The sequence below is a fragment of the Paeniglutamicibacter psychrophenolicus genome (assembly GCF_017876575.1).
Taxonomy (GTDB): domain Bacteria; phylum Actinomycetota; class Actinomycetes; order Actinomycetales; family Micrococcaceae; genus Paeniglutamicibacter; species Paeniglutamicibacter psychrophenolicus.
Genome location: NZ_JAGIOE010000001.1, coordinates 3,837,995 through 3,855,908 on the forward strand (window position 1 = coordinate 3,837,995; position 17,914 = coordinate 3,855,908).

At 62.5% G+C, this 17,914-nt stretch carries 22 protein-coding genes; 3 read left to right on the forward strand and 19 right to left on the reverse strand.

Features of this window, described 5'->3' with window-relative positions; genetic code table 11:
- Window positions 1-189: 189 nt before the first annotated feature.
- Window positions 190-2,112 (reverse strand): ExeM/NucH family extracellular endonuclease, encoded by a 1,923-nt coding sequence (locus tag JOF46_RS17415; RefSeq protein ID WP_209909397.1) that lies wholly within the window; start codon window positions 2,110-2,112, stop codon window positions 190-192.
- Window positions 2,113-2,486: 374 nt separating this feature from the next.
- Between JOF46_RS17415 and JOF46_RS17420 the strand changes: the two genes are divergently transcribed.
- Complete coding sequence (locus JOF46_RS17420) at window positions 2,487-2,711, forward strand: helix-turn-helix domain-containing protein (RefSeq protein ID WP_209909400.1); 225 nt, start codon at window positions 2,487-2,489, stop codon at window positions 2,709-2,711.
- Window positions 2,704-3,969 (forward strand): type II toxin-antitoxin system HipA family toxin, encoded by a 1,266-nt coding sequence (locus JOF46_RS17425; protein WP_209909403.1) that lies wholly within the window; start codon window positions 2,704-2,706, stop codon window positions 3,967-3,969. The genes JOF46_RS17420 and JOF46_RS17425 overlap by 8 nt, the downstream gene beginning before the upstream one ends.
- Before the next feature lie 279 nt (window positions 3,970-4,248).
- On the opposite strand, the gene JOF46_RS17430 is transcribed toward JOF46_RS17425, so the two are convergent.
- From JOF46_RS17430 to JOF46_RS17500, 15 genes are all read right to left on the reverse strand, one after another.
- Window positions 4,249-4,698 (reverse strand): tetratricopeptide repeat protein, encoded by a 450-nt coding sequence (locus JOF46_RS17430; protein WP_209909406.1) that lies wholly within the window; start codon window positions 4,696-4,698, stop codon window positions 4,249-4,251.
- 6 nt (window positions 4,699-4,704) lie between these two features.
- Window positions 4,705-5,463, reverse strand: coding sequence for a 4-hydroxy-tetrahydrodipicolinate reductase (dapB, locus tag JOF46_RS17435; protein WP_209909409.1), 759 nt, complete (start codon window positions 5,461-5,463; stop codon window positions 4,705-4,707).
- Window positions 5,464-5,984: 521 nt separating this feature from the next.
- On the reverse strand, window positions 5,985-6,368 hold the full coding sequence (locus JOF46_RS17440) for a hypothetical protein (RefSeq protein WP_209909412.1): 384 nt from the start codon (window positions 6,366-6,368) through the stop codon (window positions 5,985-5,987).
- 174 nt (window positions 6,369-6,542) lie between these two features.
- On the reverse strand, window positions 6,543-7,370 hold the full coding sequence (locus tag JOF46_RS17445; RefSeq protein WP_209909415.1) for a hypothetical protein: 828 nt from the start codon (window positions 7,368-7,370) through the stop codon (window positions 6,543-6,545).
- Between the two features lie 56 nt (window positions 7,371-7,426).
- A complete protein-coding gene (locus JOF46_RS17450; protein WP_209909418.1) occupies window positions 7,427-8,098 on the reverse strand; it encodes a helix-turn-helix domain-containing protein in 672 nt (223 codons plus the stop codon).
- A 252-nt stretch (window positions 8,099-8,350) separates the two neighbouring features.
- Window positions 8,351-8,605, reverse strand: coding sequence for a molybdenum cofactor biosynthesis protein MoaE (locus tag JOF46_RS22905; RefSeq protein ID WP_344033134.1), 255 nt, complete (start codon window positions 8,603-8,605; stop codon window positions 8,351-8,353).
- Window positions 8,606-8,722: 117 nt separating this feature from the next.
- Window positions 8,723-8,965, reverse strand: coding sequence for a DUF6953 family protein (locus JOF46_RS17460; RefSeq protein ID WP_071215851.1), 243 nt, complete (start codon window positions 8,963-8,965; stop codon window positions 8,723-8,725).
- 260 nt (window positions 8,966-9,225) lie between these two features.
- Window positions 9,226-10,326 carry a hypothetical protein gene (locus JOF46_RS17465; RefSeq protein ID WP_209909422.1) on the reverse strand — a complete coding sequence of 367 codons (1,101 nt, stop codon included), beginning with the start codon at window positions 10,324-10,326 and terminating at the stop codon, window positions 9,226-9,228.
- A gap of 450 nt (window positions 10,327-10,776) precedes the next feature.
- Complete coding sequence (locus JOF46_RS17470) at window positions 10,777-10,983, reverse strand: hypothetical protein (RefSeq protein ID WP_209909425.1); 207 nt, start codon at window positions 10,981-10,983, stop codon at window positions 10,777-10,779.
- Complete coding sequence (locus tag JOF46_RS17475; protein ID WP_209909427.1) at window positions 10,980-11,600, reverse strand: hypothetical protein; 621 nt, start codon at window positions 11,598-11,600, stop codon at window positions 10,980-10,982. Before JOF46_RS17475 ends, JOF46_RS17470 begins: the two co-directional genes overlap by 4 nt.
- Window positions 11,601-11,707: 107 nt before the next feature.
- Window positions 11,708-12,157 (reverse strand): molybdenum cofactor biosynthesis protein MoaE, encoded by a 450-nt coding sequence (locus JOF46_RS17480; protein WP_209909429.1) that lies wholly within the window; start codon window positions 12,155-12,157, stop codon window positions 11,708-11,710.
- Window positions 12,144-12,647, reverse strand: coding sequence for a MogA/MoaB family molybdenum cofactor biosynthesis protein (locus tag JOF46_RS17485; RefSeq protein ID WP_209909432.1), 504 nt, complete (start codon window positions 12,645-12,647; stop codon window positions 12,144-12,146). The genes JOF46_RS17480 and JOF46_RS17485 overlap by 14 nt, the downstream gene beginning before the upstream one ends.
- Window positions 12,644-13,192 (reverse strand): cyclic pyranopterin monophosphate synthase MoaC, encoded by a 549-nt coding sequence (moaC, locus tag JOF46_RS17490; protein WP_209909434.1) that lies wholly within the window; start codon window positions 13,190-13,192, stop codon window positions 12,644-12,646. Before moaC ends, JOF46_RS17485 begins: the two co-directional genes overlap by 4 nt.
- Window positions 13,189-14,445 carry a molybdopterin molybdotransferase MoeA gene (locus JOF46_RS17495; protein WP_209909437.1) on the reverse strand — a complete coding sequence of 419 codons (1,257 nt, stop codon included), beginning with the start codon at window positions 14,443-14,445 and terminating at the stop codon, window positions 13,189-13,191. Before JOF46_RS17495 ends, moaC begins: the two co-directional genes overlap by 4 nt.
- A 63-nt stretch (window positions 14,446-14,508) precedes the next feature.
- Window positions 14,509-15,102 (reverse strand): dihydrofolate reductase family protein, encoded by a 594-nt coding sequence (locus JOF46_RS17500; protein ID WP_209909441.1) that lies wholly within the window; start codon window positions 15,100-15,102, stop codon window positions 14,509-14,511.
- A gap of 393 nt (window positions 15,103-15,495) precedes the next feature.
- Here JOF46_RS17500 and JOF46_RS17505 point away from each other — a divergent pair, with 393 nt between their 5' ends.
- Window positions 15,496-15,708 carry a type II toxin-antitoxin system VapB family antitoxin gene (locus JOF46_RS17505; RefSeq protein ID WP_209909444.1) on the forward strand — a complete coding sequence of 71 codons (213 nt, stop codon included), beginning with the start codon at window positions 15,496-15,498 and terminating at the stop codon, window positions 15,706-15,708.
- 180 nt (window positions 15,709-15,888) lie between these two features.
- Here the strand turns inward: JOF46_RS17505 and JOF46_RS17510 are convergent, their stop codons facing one another.
- The 3 genes from JOF46_RS17510 to JOF46_RS17520 all read right to left on the reverse strand — a co-directional run bounded on the left by JOF46_RS17510 (window position 15,889) and on the right by JOF46_RS17520 (window position 17,907).
- Window positions 15,889-16,188 carry a HigA family addiction module antitoxin gene (locus JOF46_RS17510; RefSeq protein WP_209909447.1) on the reverse strand — a complete coding sequence of 100 codons (300 nt, stop codon included), beginning with the start codon at window positions 16,186-16,188 and terminating at the stop codon, window positions 15,889-15,891.
- Window positions 16,189-16,197: 9 nt separating this feature from the next.
- Window positions 16,198-16,371 (reverse strand): type II toxin-antitoxin system RelE/ParE family toxin, encoded by a 174-nt coding sequence (locus JOF46_RS17515; RefSeq protein ID WP_209909450.1) that lies wholly within the window; start codon window positions 16,369-16,371, stop codon window positions 16,198-16,200.
- Window positions 16,372-16,749: 378 nt separating this feature from the next.
- Window positions 16,750-17,907 (reverse strand): hypothetical protein, encoded by a 1,158-nt coding sequence (locus JOF46_RS17520; RefSeq protein ID WP_209909452.1) that lies wholly within the window; start codon window positions 17,905-17,907, stop codon window positions 16,750-16,752.
- Window positions 17,908-17,914 lie beyond the last annotated feature (7 nt).

Below are 17,914 nucleotides of genomic sequence, written 5' to 3' on the forward strand. Positions count from 1 at the left end.
CATGATGGCTGAGGATGACTTTCTCTCCACGGAAGGCTCGAAGCAATCTGACCAGAACTCGAGGGTGGTCACTGACAAGAGCCATTTCAGTTCATGGTGGCAACCATCGGGCAATTGCCTGGCTCGTTGGCTTACACAGTAGGAAGGTGCCGCCGGATCTTTTCGATCCACCGGCCCCTGCCCTGGTTCCTACTTCTTGTTCAGCTGCAATCCCACGAGCACCGGGTCGTGGTCCGAGGAACGGAACTGGTCCGGGGAGAACAGCTGGGCCACGTTGTAGTTGTAGCGGCTGTATTCGTACGCCACGGACTCGGTGGCGTTGATGTTCCAGATGGTCTTCCCCGTGACGTGCTGCGCCACCTCGCTTGAACCAAGGATGTGATCCAGGGAGCCGGTGCGACCTGCGAAGAGGTAGCTGCGGGTGGGTGCACTGGCACCGAGGTCCACGTATCCGGCCTGGGTCAGGACCTGGATCGGTTCCTCGGCGGAGTACGAGTTGAAGTCCCCTGCCAGCAGCACCTTGTTGGTGTTGCGCTCCTTCTTCAGCCCCTCCGCGAACTTCACCAGGGCCTTTGCCTGCTCAACGCGCGCGGCGTTCCAGGCGCCCGCGCCGTCGCCGTTGTCGGCGTTGGCCGAACCGTCCTTCGGATCCGAGCCCTTGGACTTGAAGTGGTTCGCCACGGCCAGGAAGCGGGTGTTGGAGTTTCCGCCGACGCGCTGGAAGGCCTGCGCCAAGGGGTCGCGTGCATTGTCGAAGGCCGCGTCATCCAGGATGACCGATTCGTCGATCGGCTTCACTGCGTCGTTCTTGTAGATCATCGCGGTGCGGATGACGTCCTCGTCGGCCGGAACCGCGACGGGGCTTGGCACGTACGTCCACTGCTGCGCACCTGCAGCCCGGTTCAGCGCACCCACCAGGGTGGCCAGCGCGTCATCGCGGTCCAGCCCGAAGCGGGCGGAGTTCTCGATCTCCTCGAGGACCACGACGTCTGCGTCGAACTTGTTCAGCGCCGAGACGATCTTGGCCTGCTGCCGCTGGAGGTTGGCGTCGTTGGCGGCGCCGCGGGCATCGCACCCGCCGCGCACGGTGACCGGCTGGCCCGTGCGGTCGGTGTAGTAGGTGCAGCCGGAAAGCTGATCCCCGGTGGTGGTGAAGTAGTTCAGCACGTTGAAGCTGCCGACGCTGACGTTTCCACCGACATCCGCTGGTTCCGCGTCGTTGGCACGCGCGAAGGCTGCCGGGATGTCCGCATCCTCGGCACCGACAACCTGGCCCTGGGGCTGGAACCGCCACAGGTCGTAGCGGTAGTCCATGATGACCGGCCCGGTGAAGGTTGCCTCGGCACCGACGCTGACGTGCTTGTCGGCCGAGATGTACGGAAGCGGCACGGACTTGTTGGAGCTCGCGCCGAGGAAGTTCAAGGTGGCGCCGTCATCCAGCAGCAGCGCGCGCTGCTCGTTCTCGGCTTCAAGGGCGAGTGCCTGGGCGCTGCCCGGGGCAAACGCATCGGTGGCTTGGCGCAGGGTGCGCTCCCCCGGCAGGATCGAGCTTGTTCCCTGGGCCAGGGTGAGTTCGCCGAATTGGTTCAGCGAGTAGTTGTCGGCGACCGTCCACTGCCCCTGCGGATCAACCAGCATTGATTCGAAGCGCTCGCGCTCGCTGTCCGCGGAGGGGATCTCGATGGCCAGCGGCTTGACCGCGTCGGCCGGCTCGGTGAGCACTGTGACGCCGGAGGCCGAGGCGCTGATCTGGGTCAGCCCGAAGTACTCGCTGACCGTGCCGGTGACCTGCACGTGGTCGCCCACGGCAACCTCGGACACGCCGCCTGGCGAGAAGACGAAGATGCCCGAGCTGCCCTCGGGGGAAACCTCTGCGCCGCTGCCGGCGGTCTGGATGTAGAAGCCGCGGATACCGCCCTCGGCGTAGGCGCCGGTGACCACGGCGCGAACCGTCACCTGCTGGCCGGCCATCTGGCTGGCGGAACCCGTGCCCTGGATGGCCTCGATGGAGGTCGTCTGGGCCTCGTCCGCCGTGGCCGGAGCCATGGCCCCCATCGCCATCGAGGCCGCCAAGGTCGCGGTGGCCAACGCAATTGTTGCGCGGTTCTTCATGGATTTCCCCTAGCTCGTTGTTTTCGCCGTGGCGCTGTGGCGCACGGTGTGTAGCCCGAACAGATTCGATCATCCGCGGGTGAACCGAGCATGAATGGGGCCTGAACCCCGCCGGCCCCTCCGCTTGATGGCCATTGAACCATCCAAGTCCATGATGTGCGTCACGTCTAGGTGTTGAGCTCGCCAGGAAAGGGGAGCCGGATGGACCCAGCCATGTCGCCGTGTTACCGCAAGCGGGGATCGGCCCTTCATAAAGCGGTCGGAGAGGGGCCCCAAGGTCGCGAATATTACACTTTTCGGATACGGTGACAGATATCTGAAAAACGTAATAAGATACCCTGTATACGAATTTTGGAATAAGGAGCATCGCTGTCGTGCATGGCACCATCGATTCAACCAAGGACCTGGGCAGAGCCGTTGTTGCCGCCCGCCTTGCCCACGGAATGACCCAGTCACAGCTGGCTGCCGCCCTGGGCCTGACGCAGCGCTATGTGTCGGAACTCGAAACCGGCAAATCGAGAACCCTCAGCCCGAAGTTGTTTGATCTGCTCGACCAGCTTGGAATCCAACTTAGCTTCAGGATCGCTACAGATGACTAAGCTCCCCGTGCACCTCTACGGCGTCCACATCGGCAACATCAGCGACAGGGGCCCGGGGCGAGTGGGGTTCCGCGCTACGAACGAGGCCATCAGGGCCTACGGGTTGGGGTCGACGATCCTCTCCATGGGGCTACCCCTGACAGTGTTGCCCAGTGACAATGACGCAGCAACATCCTTCTTTGGCGGCATCTTGCCCGAGGGCCGCGGCAGGACAAACCTGGCCCGCCAAGCCGGCGTACAGAACACCGACCTCTTCGCAATGCTGGAATACGCAGGAAAAGACGTCCCAGGGGCAGTCATCATCGGCGAGTCCTCCGCAGCGGAGCCTGGTTCCCATGAACCGGCCGATGAGCACGACATCGAAAAAATGTTGAACCGAACCTCGGATTTCTCCATGGGCGCGACAGGCGGCGGCGGATCGTTGCCGGGAATCCAACCAAAGGCGGTACTGGCTTGGATAGATGGGTGGCACTTCGCCAGGAACGGCGCGATGTCCACACACATCCTCAAGCCGGTAGCCGTTGGTGAGGAATGGGGTGCGCACTGGGAAGCGTACTGCTTGTCGCTCGGCCGAAAGCTGGGCCTACTCAGTTTCGCTGCCACCGTTGAGACGTTCGGCGAAAGAACCGCGCTGGTGGTGGAGCGCTATGATCGCGTGACCGGCCCAAACGACTTCGAGCGCATCCATCAGGAAGATGCAGCGCAAGCCCTCGGGCTGCCATGGGACACGGACGCCAAATTTGAGTCTGTGGATCGCAGAGCAAGGCACCGGAGCATTGCCGACCTACTGCCCAAGGTCCGCAGGTTTGGCTCCGAGCGCGGCGACCGCCATGTGTTGCTTGCCTACACAACGTTCAACGTGGCGATTGGCAACACGGATGCCCACGCAAAGAACTTTTCGATCATCCACCTCACTACAGGAAAAGTTCGCCTTGCCCCGATGTACGACGTCACTGCGTTGGCCCTGGCTCCGAACGGCCAACAGAACCTTGCACTCAGGGTGAACGACATCGCCTACCAGCCGTCCGTCACGGCAGAGGACCTGGTGCTGGAGGGAATGCTCTGGGGGCTTCCGGAGTCGGCGGCAAAGGAAGTGGTGATGGGAACGCTGGAGGCGCTTCGGCGAGCCGTAGACGAGACAGACCCTGGCCAGGCAGATTCGATCGTGGGCAGGTACATCCGTATGCAGGTGGACAATTTGCTCGGCGGGAAAGCCGCCTGGGCATCCGAGGCACCTGCCTATCTGAGGTTGTTCTAGCCCAGCCCCGATTGCAGAGACCGGCGCTGGCAGTGGAGCCCGCTTCCGGATTCGCACCGAAGACCCCCTGTTTACAGGACCTCGATTGCCCGAACGGCAGGGCCCCGACCCTAGGCTCGCCCGGAAACGCAAGGCGATCGCAGCCACCGCGCGCACCGCCGCCGCTCCCTTCCTTGCCAGGCCGGGCACATCAGCTGGAACGTCTCCCCACCAATGAAAAATGCTCCCTCGCGCGGCTCTTGCGAACCGTTCGAGGGAGCATCGCTCAGGCCTTGGCCTTTACTGCTTGCCCGCGGCCAGGTACAACCCGATGGCCTTGCGCATGGATTCGCGGGCCCGGCGGCGGTCTCCGGCGGCGTCGTAGGCCAGTGCCAGCCGGTGCCATGACTTCCACGACTCGGGGTTTGCCTCGACCTCTTCCTTGTACTGCACGAAGTCCTCGTCGGCCGCGGCCTTGACGATGCGACCCGAGGGTGTGCGGGGCAGGTTGTCCTCGGGCAGCAGCCCCTCGGAGGCCAGGATCGAGGCCATCTTTTGGGTGCGCGAACCGAAGAGCACTTCGCGGATCAGGATCCACACCCCGACCAGCGGAATGACCAGGGCGGCAACGCCGATGACCTTGGCGATGGGCTCCTCGGCGGTGATGAAGCGGAGCGCCGAACCGAAGGCGGCCACCAGGTAGAACACGAAGAGCAGCAGGATGGCGCCGACCCAGAACTTGGTTTTCATGCGCGCTTAGCGTCCCAACTCGAGGTAGCCGTCAAGGCCGTAGGTGAGACCCGGGCGGGAGGCCACGGTCCGCAGGCCCAGCAGCACGCCGGGCATGAAGGAGGCGCGGTCGTAGGAGTCGTGGCGCAACGTGAGCTGCTCGCCTTCCCCGCCGAGCAGGACCTCTTGGTGGGCGACCAGGCCGCGCAGGCGCACCGAGTGCACGTGGATCCCATCGACCACCGCGCCGCGGGCGCCGTCGATCTGGGTCTCCGTGGCGTCCGGGCTCGCCGGGACGCCGGCGGCCGCACGCTCGGCGGCAATCAGTTCTGCGGTGCGTACGGCAGTGCCCGAGGGGGCGTCAACCTTGTTGGGGTGGTGGAGTTCAATGATTTCCACGGATTCGAAGTAGCGTGCCGCGGTGGCGGCGAAGGCGGAAGCCAACACCGAGCCCAGGGCGAAGTTCGGGGCGATGAGCACACCTGCTTCGGGGTGTTCGGCCAGCAGCGAGGTGAGGGATGCGCGCTTGGCGTCATCCCAGCCGGTGGTTCCGATCACGGCGTGGATGCCGTGCTCGACAGCGAAGCGCACATTGGCTTCGGTGCTTGCCGGGACGGACAGGTCCACCACGTGGGTGGCCCCGGTCTCCAACAGGATTTCCAGGGAATCCCCGCGGCCCAGCGCGGCCACCAGTTCCATGTCCGTGGCCGCATTGACGGCCTTGACGGCCTCGGCTCCCATTCGTCCCGCTGCGCCGAGGACGGCGACTTTCAGTGGTGCACTCATGGGTTCCAGCCTATCTGGAAATCATTTGAGTCCCCGCCTCGATGACACCCGCTGCGCCATTCAGAATCGTGGGACGCCTTACTTCCACGAATGCAGCCGAATGCGCGGTGCGGAACGGGATTCAGTCCTTCTTCTGTGGAATCCCGGCTCCCACGTGCACGACGAGAAATCGCCCAAACTCGTTGAGGTCAGCCAACCCCTACCTTCGCCGCTCATCTTTCGCGACCATCGCGCTGAGCGTTTCATAGAGTTCCTGAACGTGCTTCAATACGACGGCGTTTAGAAGCGCGGTTGCTGCAGTCTGCGACCCGATTGGGTCAGAACTCACGTCTTCTCCACCTTGCAACCCTCCTCTTTCGCAACCGGGCCGCCTATGGAGTTCGGCCGCCCTTCGACGATGGCCTAAACATGGAGCCGATCCGCCGAAAACATGGATGTCCAGCTCAATGCCGCAGGTATCGGGCATGGTTTCCAAGAACGCCCGGACCCCCAGAGTGTCGTCTCGCCGGGAACTTCTGCGTTCATGCAGTGGCCAGATCACGTTCGCGGATCCAGACATTCAAGGCCGCCATCTCTGGCGGCGTCTCGGTCCGGATCAAGTCCTTCATACGGTCGCCGACCGGATACAGCTTCTCGGACAAGAACACCGGTTCGGCCGACGGTCGGATACTTCGCGTCCATCCTGGAGACGGTGTTCCAGTTTTCCGGGAAACCCAACAGGTTATGGCGCCGAGCGCGGTCAGATACTGCGGGTCCGTGATGCTTGGAGCCGTCAGCATCAGGGCGCGCCCTGCCTTGAGCGAAACGCTGGCGTAATCGCCGATCAGGCGAAGAAAGAATTCATGGTCGCCCGCATTTATTGTCCTCTCAAATTCATGTTGGAAGTCCCTCTGCGTGTTCCTCATTGGGGAGCCGACACGGTTGTCCGCGCCCGGGCCTTTCCTGGGTCGAATGCATGTTGAACAGGCATCGGTACAACCGCGTTCAACGTTGGCGTCGATTGTGCGGCGAAGCAGCGACCTGTCAGTTTGCTGGTACCGGGCCGGGCAAAGATCGGGCACACGATCGTTAGATCCTTGTTAATTGGTTTCAACCCTTCGAAATCTCGAGCAGAATGCTGCCAGCCAAGTGTCAACGTCAGCAAGCAGGTCCTGCTCTCGAAACCTTGCCGCTAGGCTGTCGACCATGTGCTCGCGGACGATCGTGGCATTTTGTGCAGAATACATTCCCATGAGGAGATCTGCCCCCTCGTTTACGACTTCACGAATCTCAGCATGCGCTCGTGCGTGCATCATCATGGTCTCGGCAACTTCATCGCCGCGGGTGACCATCATCAGCAAGGCGACGTCGCCGGAGTCTTTCGGTCGCAGTCGGTCGGGATGCCGCTCCAACTCAGCCAATCTCTCGTGGATTTTGTGGGCTTTCGCGACCAGGAGCGCTGCGGGACCAGCCACATACGCTTTGGCGGATATGGATGGCTGCGTGTCCATCGTTGACAGTTTGGTAAGGATTCGGTCATGGACGGCCAATTCCAAACCATAAGACTGGGTCGTCGCCTTGTCCTGTCCTGCGATCTTTGCCGTGCGCCCCTTCTTGCCCGCGTAAACTGCAGGCACCAGCAGATCGATAGTAGTTCGTTGCTCCCACGCCATATCTCGCTCGCTGCCATACCCGTAAATACCCGGACGATCCTCCAGCGCCGGTTCCATGCCAATGGAAGCCATGAGTTCCAAGATCTTAGGTTCTTCCGCAACAAATACCGGGTTGATGACGAGATCACCGTCTCTTGTCGCTTCCATGTCTATAGGCCCCCACATCTCTTGGACCCAAACGTGGACAGCATGAGCGCCAACAATGGTTAGCGCATCCAGATGCGGTGCCAGCGCACCGATGGTCTCGATGAGCAACCGCCTGGAACGTGCGGCTCCATATCGGGCATCCTCCATACGATGTTGGCCGTGATTCATTTCGCCGCGCGCGCTGACTTGGCGAATGCCGGCAAGAGACTGAGGGCAACGTCAGCCTGACGTCCTGGAGACGCCAGAGCATCCAGCATTCCCCATTCTGGGCTCAGCATGGCAGTGCCCTGCACGTGGCGAACATACCTTTTTGTACTATCCGTGGATGGCAGGACAACGACACCGGCTTTTGCAGAGGGAGTCATGTCCGGAAGATCCGTGATTTCTTCAGGATTATCGACGTAGACAACGGGGGTGAATGAACTCGTTTGGGAAATGTCGCCGGAGACAGCTTCCAGTGACGAGACAACCGGGTTCGTTCCTTGGTCCGTAAGTCGCTGCAGAAATTCTTCAAGGGAGCTCTCAAGGGCAAATAAGCGCGCACCCCGCCTCTTGGCAACAGGTGCTAGATTCGCGGTTTGGGCAAGTTTTCCGATGAGTCGTGGCCGCTCGTCTTCGGTGGAATTCCGGATTCGTTCCAGGGCCGCCGCATACGGCAAGTCGCTACCTGATTCGGTCAGTGTTTCCGAGAGCCGGAAGCCGGCACCTGAGGCGATCCGTTGCAGCATCGCATACGTTGGTTCAACCACTCCAGACTCAATCCTGGTAATTGTTGATGCGGGCAGGCCAATTAGCTCAGCAAATGCCGTCTTGCTGAGCTGTCGCTTGAGGCGCATTCGCATAACTATGGACGCCGCAGTGGAAGTAGCCATACAAAAACCATAGTCCCGCCCTTGCATATATGCAAGGGATGTAAATCGTGCTGCGGGCGCCTTCCCCCAGCCAGCATGACGGGGTTGGCCGGTTCTGAAGAAAAGGGAAGGCGTCTAGGAACAAGGTTATTGCGGCTTCTCAGACGCGACCGGCTGGCCCTTAGCTTGGTGCAATGAATTGAGGCCATTTCCAATTCCTGAACCATGAACATCAATTTAGGCGCTGCCCACCCGTTCGTTCTCGCTGTCGGCGAAGAACTGGTCCTTCCACACCGGCGGGTGGGCCGTGACTTCCTCCACCAGGTCTCGGCAAGCCTCGAACGCCGCGCCGCGGTGGGCCGATGCTGTCGCGACTACCTGTGCCGCGGCCCCGATGCGTAGTTCCCCGGTCCGATGGGCCGCTACGAGCCAGGGTGATGGGCGGCCCGCGTCAGGCTCCGATGGGTGCCGGCTCCTGCCCGGACTGGTCAAAATGGCTCCCGGCCGCGGCAGCGCTGCCGCATGCCACCACCGCGGCGGTCAAGGGACCTATTGCGGGCAGCAAAAAGGCCGCCGGAAAACAGTGCTTCCGGCGGCCCATCGGTGGTTCTAGCTGGCGTCGATGACGTACCAGCAGCGATCCTCGCGGTTCCAACCCACCGAGGCATCGCGCAATTTGCGCAAGGACTTCAGGACGTCGCGGTTGATGGCCGGGTGCCCGTTTTCGTGGGTGTAGACCCACTCGTCGCCGAAGGCCTCCGCAATGCGTGGCACGAGGGCTTCCTGGTGGACGGTCTTCTCTTCGTGGATCGCATCAAGGATCCACTGGGCAATTTCTGGGGCATTGGTCATCTACTCAGGGTACTGGGGTCCGGGGCGCAGCACACAACGCGCCCCTGTGGGGAATCGTCTTCACCGCCCGCGCATTCCTATGGGACAAAACCAAGAGAGTCGCTCCCGATGGGCGCAGGCGGTCCCACAGCAGCGGTATCGTACCCATCTCGGACGTCGAAGCCGTTCCCGGGCTCCAATGCTCTGCCCTGCGTCAGGACCGCTCGTGTTGGAGAGACGCAGGCGGGCTCTGTGTCTTCAATTCCTCGGAATCGCACGCTTCACCCCGGTTGGACGAGCAGGCGGACCTGCTCGACGAATATGGCCTGACGCTGTTTCCTGGAAGATTCCCATTCCTCCTCCAGAGCTTCCTCATCCAAGGCATCCTCGTCGGGGGCCTCGGACTCATCGTATTCGGCCCAAAGGAGGTACGCGCCGTATATCCCGCCGAGCAGGTCTTCCAGGAGATCCGGAGCGGGCCTACGGGGATCGAGATAGGACAGACTGGTCTTCCCCTCGAAATCGGTGCGATACAGCGGCATCTTCGCAGGCTCCCTCGCTGGTGCGATGGCGTATCCATCGGCGACGGCCATCGCGATGCGGATCAACTCGCTGACGACGTCGTATGGATCGTCCCCTTCGATCAGCCGAGCCAACACTTCGGTCGGTGTCGCGACTGAGAGCTCTTCAATGTTGTCGGCTTCCATGACAACGGACTCTGCACCGATCCCGCTCAGGCTGGCGGCTACTCGTGCGGCGGCCAATAGCCATTGCCCGGCGGCCACCGACGCCGAGGTGGGGTCGACCTGCTCCCGAAGCTCGCGGGAACCGAACGGATCGGCCTGCAGGAGGGCGAAGGCGACAGCGACCTGGGTGGGTGACGCCGACGCGCGCGACAACAGGATGGCCTGGGCGGCTCGGTCCGTGAGATCACCTGATTCGGCCCGCTCGATGGTCCGGATCTCTTCATCAACTTCGATGGAGATAGCATCCGTGAATTCTGGGTTTCCGATCTCGTGAAGCAGGCGGCCGAGCTGCTGAGCCGAACCTTCGATGCCGCCGTAGGGCTGCACCAAGTATCCATTCATCGGAAGATTCGGATTCCTGAGCGCGTGTGCAACCCGGCCAATCTCTTCACGTTCCATTTCCCGTCGCCATCCCTCGGAGTTGGGTGATAGATCGTCCAACGCTGCGGAGGCGGGGTCTGTATAGGTGTGCCACAGTGTGCGGGAGAGTGCTGTCATCGTGGTGGCGATCTGGCGGTGGATATCCGTATCTTCGATGCCGTCGAAGTGCCAGACATCGCTGACTGTTTCCCCACCTGGTGTCGATAAAATCCGGACAAGTTGTCGCCGGGACGGATCCACTGCGTAGCGCGTCATTCGCACCTCCTGATGTCATCGTCGCACAGGAAGGACCGGCGACGACGACAAACACCGCAGAGTTTTCCGCGGTATCCGGGTATGTGCAGCAAGGGCACAGAATTGTCGTGTCCAGGACAAGATTTGTCATCACATTGATTGAGGTGCAGGGTTTTGCCCTCGAACAAGGAAACTTGGGACTGGAAGTAGTGCCTTGGCGTTAATTCGCCCCGCTGCTATACGGACGCGGCACTGCAAATACGCGTTCCGCTTGGCTGCGGTTGTTTGCGGTTCGCCTTCAGCCGTAGGGCGTCCCACCATGCAGCCGGGCATTACTGTTTGCGTCCTGCTAAGAGTGTGGCTCACAGATGTTCCACTTGGCCAGCGGCCTGCCCACGAGGGTGCTGTGGAGGCCCGCACCAACAGGTGTACGTAATTCACGCGCCGCACGGCTTGCTTAAGGGGAGTGATTCACTTCTTCTTGTAAGGAATCTTGGCGCCCATGTGCACGACGAGAAAACGCTCAAATCGGTTGAGCTCGGCCAGGGCTCGCTTTCGGCGTTCGTCCTCTGCGACCATCGCGCTGAGCGTTTCGGAGAGCTCCTGCATACTCTGCAGTGCAACGGAGACTGGGCGCTCAGTTGCAGCGGCCCGTGATTCGATTGGGTCTGAACTCATGGCTTGTCCTCCCTGGAACTCTCTTCGATCGTAACTTCATTTCTCAACAAGTTCGTCAGCTTCTTGACGACCTCGTCGAAAAGTCTCCGAGCCGAATCGTCAACCAAATTCGGGTTGTCGACGTGATTGCGGGCCAGAAACTCAACAAGATTGGCGCCCATCAAGATTGACTGTTCGTTTCCCGAAACCAACTGGTCCAAGGCATACTGCGTCCTCGACCACCAATCAGCCTTGCGGTCGGCTGCTTGCTTTTGCTTGAGCGCCCGCCAGGCTACAAATGCAATGATCAGGGTTGCTCCGGCCGTGAAAAAGTGTGCAGGGATCTTCGACGAAGCAATTATCCAGAGACCTCCAAGGCCCGAATCAACATATTTATTCACGGCGGGGAAGGCGAAGTAACTTACCGCGGCTATCCCGGGAACCAGGCAGATTAAGATGAACGCCCAGACCTTGGGCGCCTTTAGGGCCACGCCAAGCGCCCTGAAGAAGCCTCTCTTCGATAGGTGGGTTCGTTGCTTGTTTCTTGGGCGCAGGTTGATGCTTGATGACGATTCCATCGCGGTTCGCGGTTCCCTATCGGATGCTGCACCGGGCACGGCAACATCCGCAGACGCCATCGTTGTTTTCTTGCCGGGGTTTTCGTTGGTTTCCAGGCTGAAAGCGTAAGCACGTTGCCTTCCGGCATGTGCTCCGGCCCAACCAACTGTGGGCAGCTAACGATGCATTAGGCGCTGCCCACCCATTCAACCTCGCCGTCGGCGAAGAACTGTTCCTTCCACACCGGCACGTGGGCCTTGACGGTCTCCACCAGGTCCCGGCAGGCCTCGAACGCAGGGCCGCGGTGGGCCGATGCAGCTGCGGCCACCAGGGCCGAGTCGCCGATGTGCAGCTCCCCCACCCGGTGTGCGGCCCAGAGCCGGGTGCCGGGGTGCCGGGCGGCGACCTCGGCCACCAGTTCGGCCATGCGCGCCGGGGCGCTGGGGTGCGCGCTGTAGGTCAGCCGCAGCACCTCGCGGCCGGAATCGTGGTTGCGCACGATCCCGCCGAAGCTCACCACAGCGCCGGTGTGCGCGGACTCCACCGCGTCCCAGGCGGTCGCCGAATCGATCGGGGTGTCGCTGATCCCGGCAAAGACGACCTCGCCGGGAGCCGGGGTGTTGCTAGTGGTGGGCATGGCTTCCCTCGAGCTGCTCGCAGATATGGGTCAGGATGGGGCCAAGTACGGTGAGCCCGTCCATGACCCCGGACGGGGACCCGGGCAGGTTCACAATAAAGGTCTCCCCCGCGATGCCCGCATGCCCCCGGCTGAGCGAAGCCATCGGGGTCTTCTGCAGCCCGGCGGCGCGCAGCGCCTCCATGATCCCGGGCACGGTGCGGTCCAGCAGCGGCTCGGTCTGTTCCGGGGTCACGTCGTCTGCGCTCAGCCCGGTGCCGCCCGAGGTGATGATGACGCTGGGCTTGGCCATCAGCAGGCCCTGCAGCGCCGCACCCACGGCAGGGCCGTCGGGCACGATGACCGCGGGGATGACGTCGAAGTTCTGTTCCTGCAGCCAGTCGGCGATGACTGGGGCGCTGGCATCCTCGTAGATGCCCAGCGCGGCACGGGTGGAAGAGATCAAGATGGCAGCCTTGCGAGGGGCTCCCAGTGGTTCACAGGCGCTCATGCGCGTATTTCTCCTTCGGGGTTCGGGTGTTGTTGCGGGGCGATGTTCCAGGAACCGGACTTGCCGCCCGATTTGGCCAGCACGCGCATGTCGGTGATGCTTGCGTGCTTGTCGACGGCCTTGATCATGTCATACAAGGCCAATGCGGCGGTGGACACTGCGGTCAGCGCCTCCATTTCCACCCCTGTGACCCCGCGGGTCTTCACGGTGGCAATGATCCGCACGGAGTCCGCGGCATCGAGCTCGAAGTCGACGGTGACCTTGGAGATCGGCAGCGGGTGGCACAGCGGGATCAGCTCGGAGGTTTTCTTGGCCCCCATGATCCCGGCGATCCGTGCCACGGCCAGCGCGTCGCCCTTGGGCATCCCGGAGGAGGCAACCAGGGCCATGACCTCTTCCGTGGTGCGGACCCAGGCCTCGGCGGTGGCCTCGCGGCTGGTTTCGGCCTTCTCGCTGACGTCGACCATGTGGGCGCTGCCGTCTGCGCGCACGTGCGAGAGCTTGGCGGGTTCGGAACCGGTAGCCGGTGTGGTGTCGGGGCTCATGAGCCATCTCCAATGATCAATACCTGCACCGGGCTTCCGGCGGGCAGGACGGTGGTGTCCTCATCAATGAGGATGAACGAGTTGCTGCCGGCCAAGGCCGCAAGCAGGTGCGAGGAGGCCCCGCCCATCGGGGTGAAGACGCCCCCGGAATAACTGCCGCGGCGGATCTGGACCTTGTGGGGCATGGAGGCCACCTCTTCGGTGAGCGTTGCCAGGAGTTGCTGGCGCTCGGGCAGCCCCAGGAGTTCGGCGAGCGCGGGGCGCAGGAACATCTCGTAGCTGACAAACGCGCTGACCGGGTTGCCGGGGAAGGCTATGAAGGCCACAGGTGCGTGTCCGGGCAACCCCAGGATTCCCGCTCCCTGCGGCCCTCCCGGTTGCATGGCCACCGAACCGAATTCGATGCCGTGGTTGATGAGCACTTCCTTGACCACGTCAAAGGCGCCCATGGAGATCCCCCCGCTGCTGAGCACCAATCGGTAGGATCGCTCGCCGGCTTCCAGCGCCTGGCCCAACGAAGCCATGAAGCTCTCGGGGGAATCGTCAAGCACCCCCACGGTGGTCACGGCGCATCCGGCGGATTCCAGTGCGGCGGCCAGCATCGTGGTGTTGGCGTCGTGGATTTGCCCGGGGGCAAGTTCCGTACCCGGTGCCACCAGTTCGTCCCCGGTGGACAGCAGCAGCACGGCCGGGCGCCGGAGCACCGCAACCTCGCCGATCCCCAGTCCCGCGAGCAGCCCCAGGGACGTGGGCCCCAGCCGGGTGCCGGCTGCGAGCACCGGGTCCCCGGCGGCGATGTCGCTGCCGGTGGCGCGGATGTAGCTGCCGGGCTCGGCGATGGCAGGCAGCCGGACGCGGAAGCCGGAGGCGGTCTCGGCTTCGCCGGGGAACCTGTCGGGTTCGGCCGCCTCGATGGGGATCACGGTGTTGGCTCCGGCCGGGACGGGGGCACCGGTCATGATCGGTGCTGCGGTGCCCGGTTGCAGGGCCGGTGCGGCAATCCCTGCGGCAATCGGTGCCACCACGCGCAGCGATTCGGGCCCAAGGTCGGCGGTGTTCACCGCGTACCCGTCCATCTGCGAGTTGTCCCAGGGCGGCAGCGAGCGCGGGGCCGCGATCGGGGTTGCCAGTGTCCGGCCCAGGGCACGGTCCAGGGCCAGGATCTCGGTGCCCGGGTTGCCAAGGGCCTTTTCGATGATGTCCTTGAGGCCTGCCCGGTGCTCGGAGACACTGCGGCGGAAGGGAGAGGTCATGGCATCCATCCTAGGCCGCAACCAGCCGGGCAAGCCCGTTCGCGGCAGTGCCGCGGTGAAGAACTAAGCGCTGGTGGCCGGGGGTTGCTTCAGGCACTTGTAGCGCACCACCATGACACCCGTGCCAAAGCTTCGCGGTGCTTCCACCATTTCGAAGCGGCTGGCTTCCACCCCGTTGGGGAAGAGCTTCTTTCCGGTGCCCAGCACCACCGGGTACACCCACAGGTTCAGCTGGTCCACCAGCCTCGCCGTGAACAGCGACTGCAACAGATCCGCGCTCCCCCAGGTATGGATCTGGCGGTGGGCGGCCAGCAGGGCAGGGAGCGCTGCGGCGGCGTCCACGAGCTGGGTGGTGTTCTCCCAGGTGAGTTCCGGGGTGCCGCGGGAAGCCAGGTACTTGGGCGCCGCATCGAAGGCGACCCCGATCGGATCCGTCTTCCCCGGCCAATAACTGGCAAAGAGCTCATAGGTGATCCGCCCAAGCAACAGGGCATCGGATTCCTGCACATCGGCAATGATCTGCGCACCGGCCTCGGCCGTCCGGTAGGGGGTTTCCCATCCCGGGTATTCGAATCCCCCGTCTTGGTCGCTTGGACCGCCGTTGGCCTGGATCACCCCGTCCATCGTGATGTGCATGTTCACGTGCAGCTCACCCATGACGCGCTTCTTCCCATCAGTAGGAATCACCGGCGGCGTCACCGCCGGCCTTTTGATGCAGCCAGTGTAGGCCGCATCCCGATGGCAGGAAACGGTTCCCGGGGTCCGGTACTCGCACCAGCACGGTCGATGCCGGCCTCTCGACGGACGGGTAGCCACATTCCGCACCCGGCAGCCGGCCGTGAACCGCTGGTTGGCTGTGCAGACCATGCTGCACCGGGTTTGCGCCCAGCCGGGTTCAGGCCCAACGTCTGGCTTGCCCGGACAGACAAGAACGTGGGGACCGCATTCGGGTGCGGTCCCAGGCGGTCGGCAGCTACCGTGTCGGTGAAGCAGCAGTGACGCTCTGGCTCAATATTTATACAATTGGCCAACGATGGAAGGTGCCCCGTCATGGCAGTCGCAAAGGTCGATGTGGATCTGAAGTTGCTCGAGCGAGCACGGGCACTGACGGGCGGGAAGTCGGATCGCGTTGTCCTCGACCTTGCTTTGCGCCGCCTGATCGCTTCGAAGCAGAAGGGCTCGATGATTGGCGGCATCTCTGACTTGAGGGCTCTGGCGTCCGAGCTCGGCTCGCCGGTCGTGGTTCCGCCTCGCACCCCATGACGGACTACTTGGTCAACAACTCCGTCTCGGCTCGCGCGGTGATGCACGCATCACCGCGCGACTACGGCACCTAAACATCGGTGGCTTCAAGTGGGATGTCACCGTGCTTGAAAACCGGGAGCCGTTGATCATGGACGACATTGGCCGCTACCTTCTGGACCAATCGACGGGAATGCCCGCTCAGGCAACCTTCAACGGCGTGATCGCTGCGATCTGGTCGGCCACGCGATCTTCCGCGAGATCAAGTTCGTACTGAGTCTGCAGGTTGAGCCAGAACTGCGGGGACACCCCGAAGTACCGCCCCAGACGCAGGGCAGTATCGGCCGTGATGGCCCGCTTCCCATGCACAATCTCGTTGATGCCCCTCGGCGGCACACCGATCGACACGGCGACCTTGTTCTGCGTGATCCCGAAGCCCTCGATGAAGTTCTTCATCAGGACCTCACCCGGGTGGATCGGCGGGTAAAGCTTCTCGGCCATCATCCCTCCTCAGTGGCAGTCGACGATTTGCACGTCGCCGGCTCCGGCATCCGTCCAGCGAAAGCAGGTCCGCCATTGATCGTTGATGCGGATGCTGCACTGGCCCGCTCGGTCACTCTTCAGTGCTTCCAAGCGATTCCCTGGCGGCACGCGCAATCGATCCAGGATTGTCGCAGCATCCAACTGGCGGAGCTTGCGATTCGCGGTCTTACGGAATCGCGGATCAAATCCTTTGCCGGTTCACAACGCCGTGACGCGCTCGGCGTCACGGTCGACTAAGGAACCGATCGCACCACCAGTGTGTAACGCAGTGCGTCAATGACGCTAGACGTTGCACCGGAATTCCACCACGTTCCGCAGCTGAATAACCTTAGGTGGTATGTGCATGGGATATGAGGCGAAGGAGCTGCGCGCGGACGTTCGGATCTGCCGATGTCCGGATGTTTTGTGCCGGCACCCCTAACGCAAGGCGCCACGCCCCCAGCGGGTATGCGCGGCAACCTTCCATGCGGGCGGGTTTTGACTTCCGCCAGGTGCATCTGCGCGCTCGCAGGTGTTCGACTACTGCGGATCATCTTTGCTCAGTATTTGACTGGCAGGCGCGGGCCATGCTTCTCCGGTCTTGAGAAGAACACGCGCCTCGAAGTGGAATTTCGTACCTTCGACTTGGTCCATTTTCATCGCCTGCGACTCAATCCTGACCGCATCCGCAACGACTTCAGACGTAAGCCAAAGAACCTGACCGATGGTCAGGAATGGTCCGAAGGATTCGGTCTCGAATCCGATGATGGGTTCTCCGGGCGACGGAGCCTCGATATTGAATACCGCGACCTGCCATGGCTCGCCGAACAGGACCAGCTCGCCGAAAATGTCGCCCATAGTAAGGTCTAGCAGCCGATCCACCTCGCCGAACGCATCGGCATAGACACGCGCCGGACCCGAAAGCGACTCGACAACCTCGTTCATGGCGTAGGAGCGGTATTCGGCACGCGGTAGAGCGCGATTCGGCTCGTGGCTATCTAAGGCCTCGGCTGACAGCCGCCCCTTAAGTTCGTGCCGGGCCGCTCGTAACGCCTCCTTCGCGTCGTCGTCTAAATCAGACATCGCACTGTTAAAGTCGGACCACACCTGGGACTTCGTCAGCGCCATACTCACATCACGGGCAGCCTGGTCAAGTTGTGAAGCACCCCTCGCATCCACGCCGAGCAGGTCCGGCACTGAAGGCGGCGCACCCCGCTGATTCAGTCCCGAAGCGAAGTCCTCCTTGAACCAAATGTAGCGCGGTGTCATCTCCCTGGTCGTCAATGGGGTGCTGGGCGCCAACTGCGGCGCACGAAGAAGCGGGTACCCCGCCAGTGAAGAGCGCAACCAACCCAAGGTAATCCTGTGCGCGCCCTCCAACTTCGCAGCCATCTGTAACCACTTGTCCAACTCATCTCGGTCGACCACAGGCATCCCGAACCCAGCGACGAGAGGCTGATCAAGCAGCGCCGGGATATGGCTGGCATACTTTAGAGGCTTCATCACCATGCCAGCGCGAAGTTCGAGGTGCCGCACGAGTGCAGAGATGCCGACCGCCTTGTTTCCTCGTTCATCCAACGGGCGGTTCCGGGGCAGCGTTGCCGCGATCTCCCGGACCATGGGAATTTGCGACCAGACTTCGGCCAACCTCCAGATGGCTAACCACAGTTCAGGGGAGGTGTCTTTGCCAGAGTTCACGTGATGC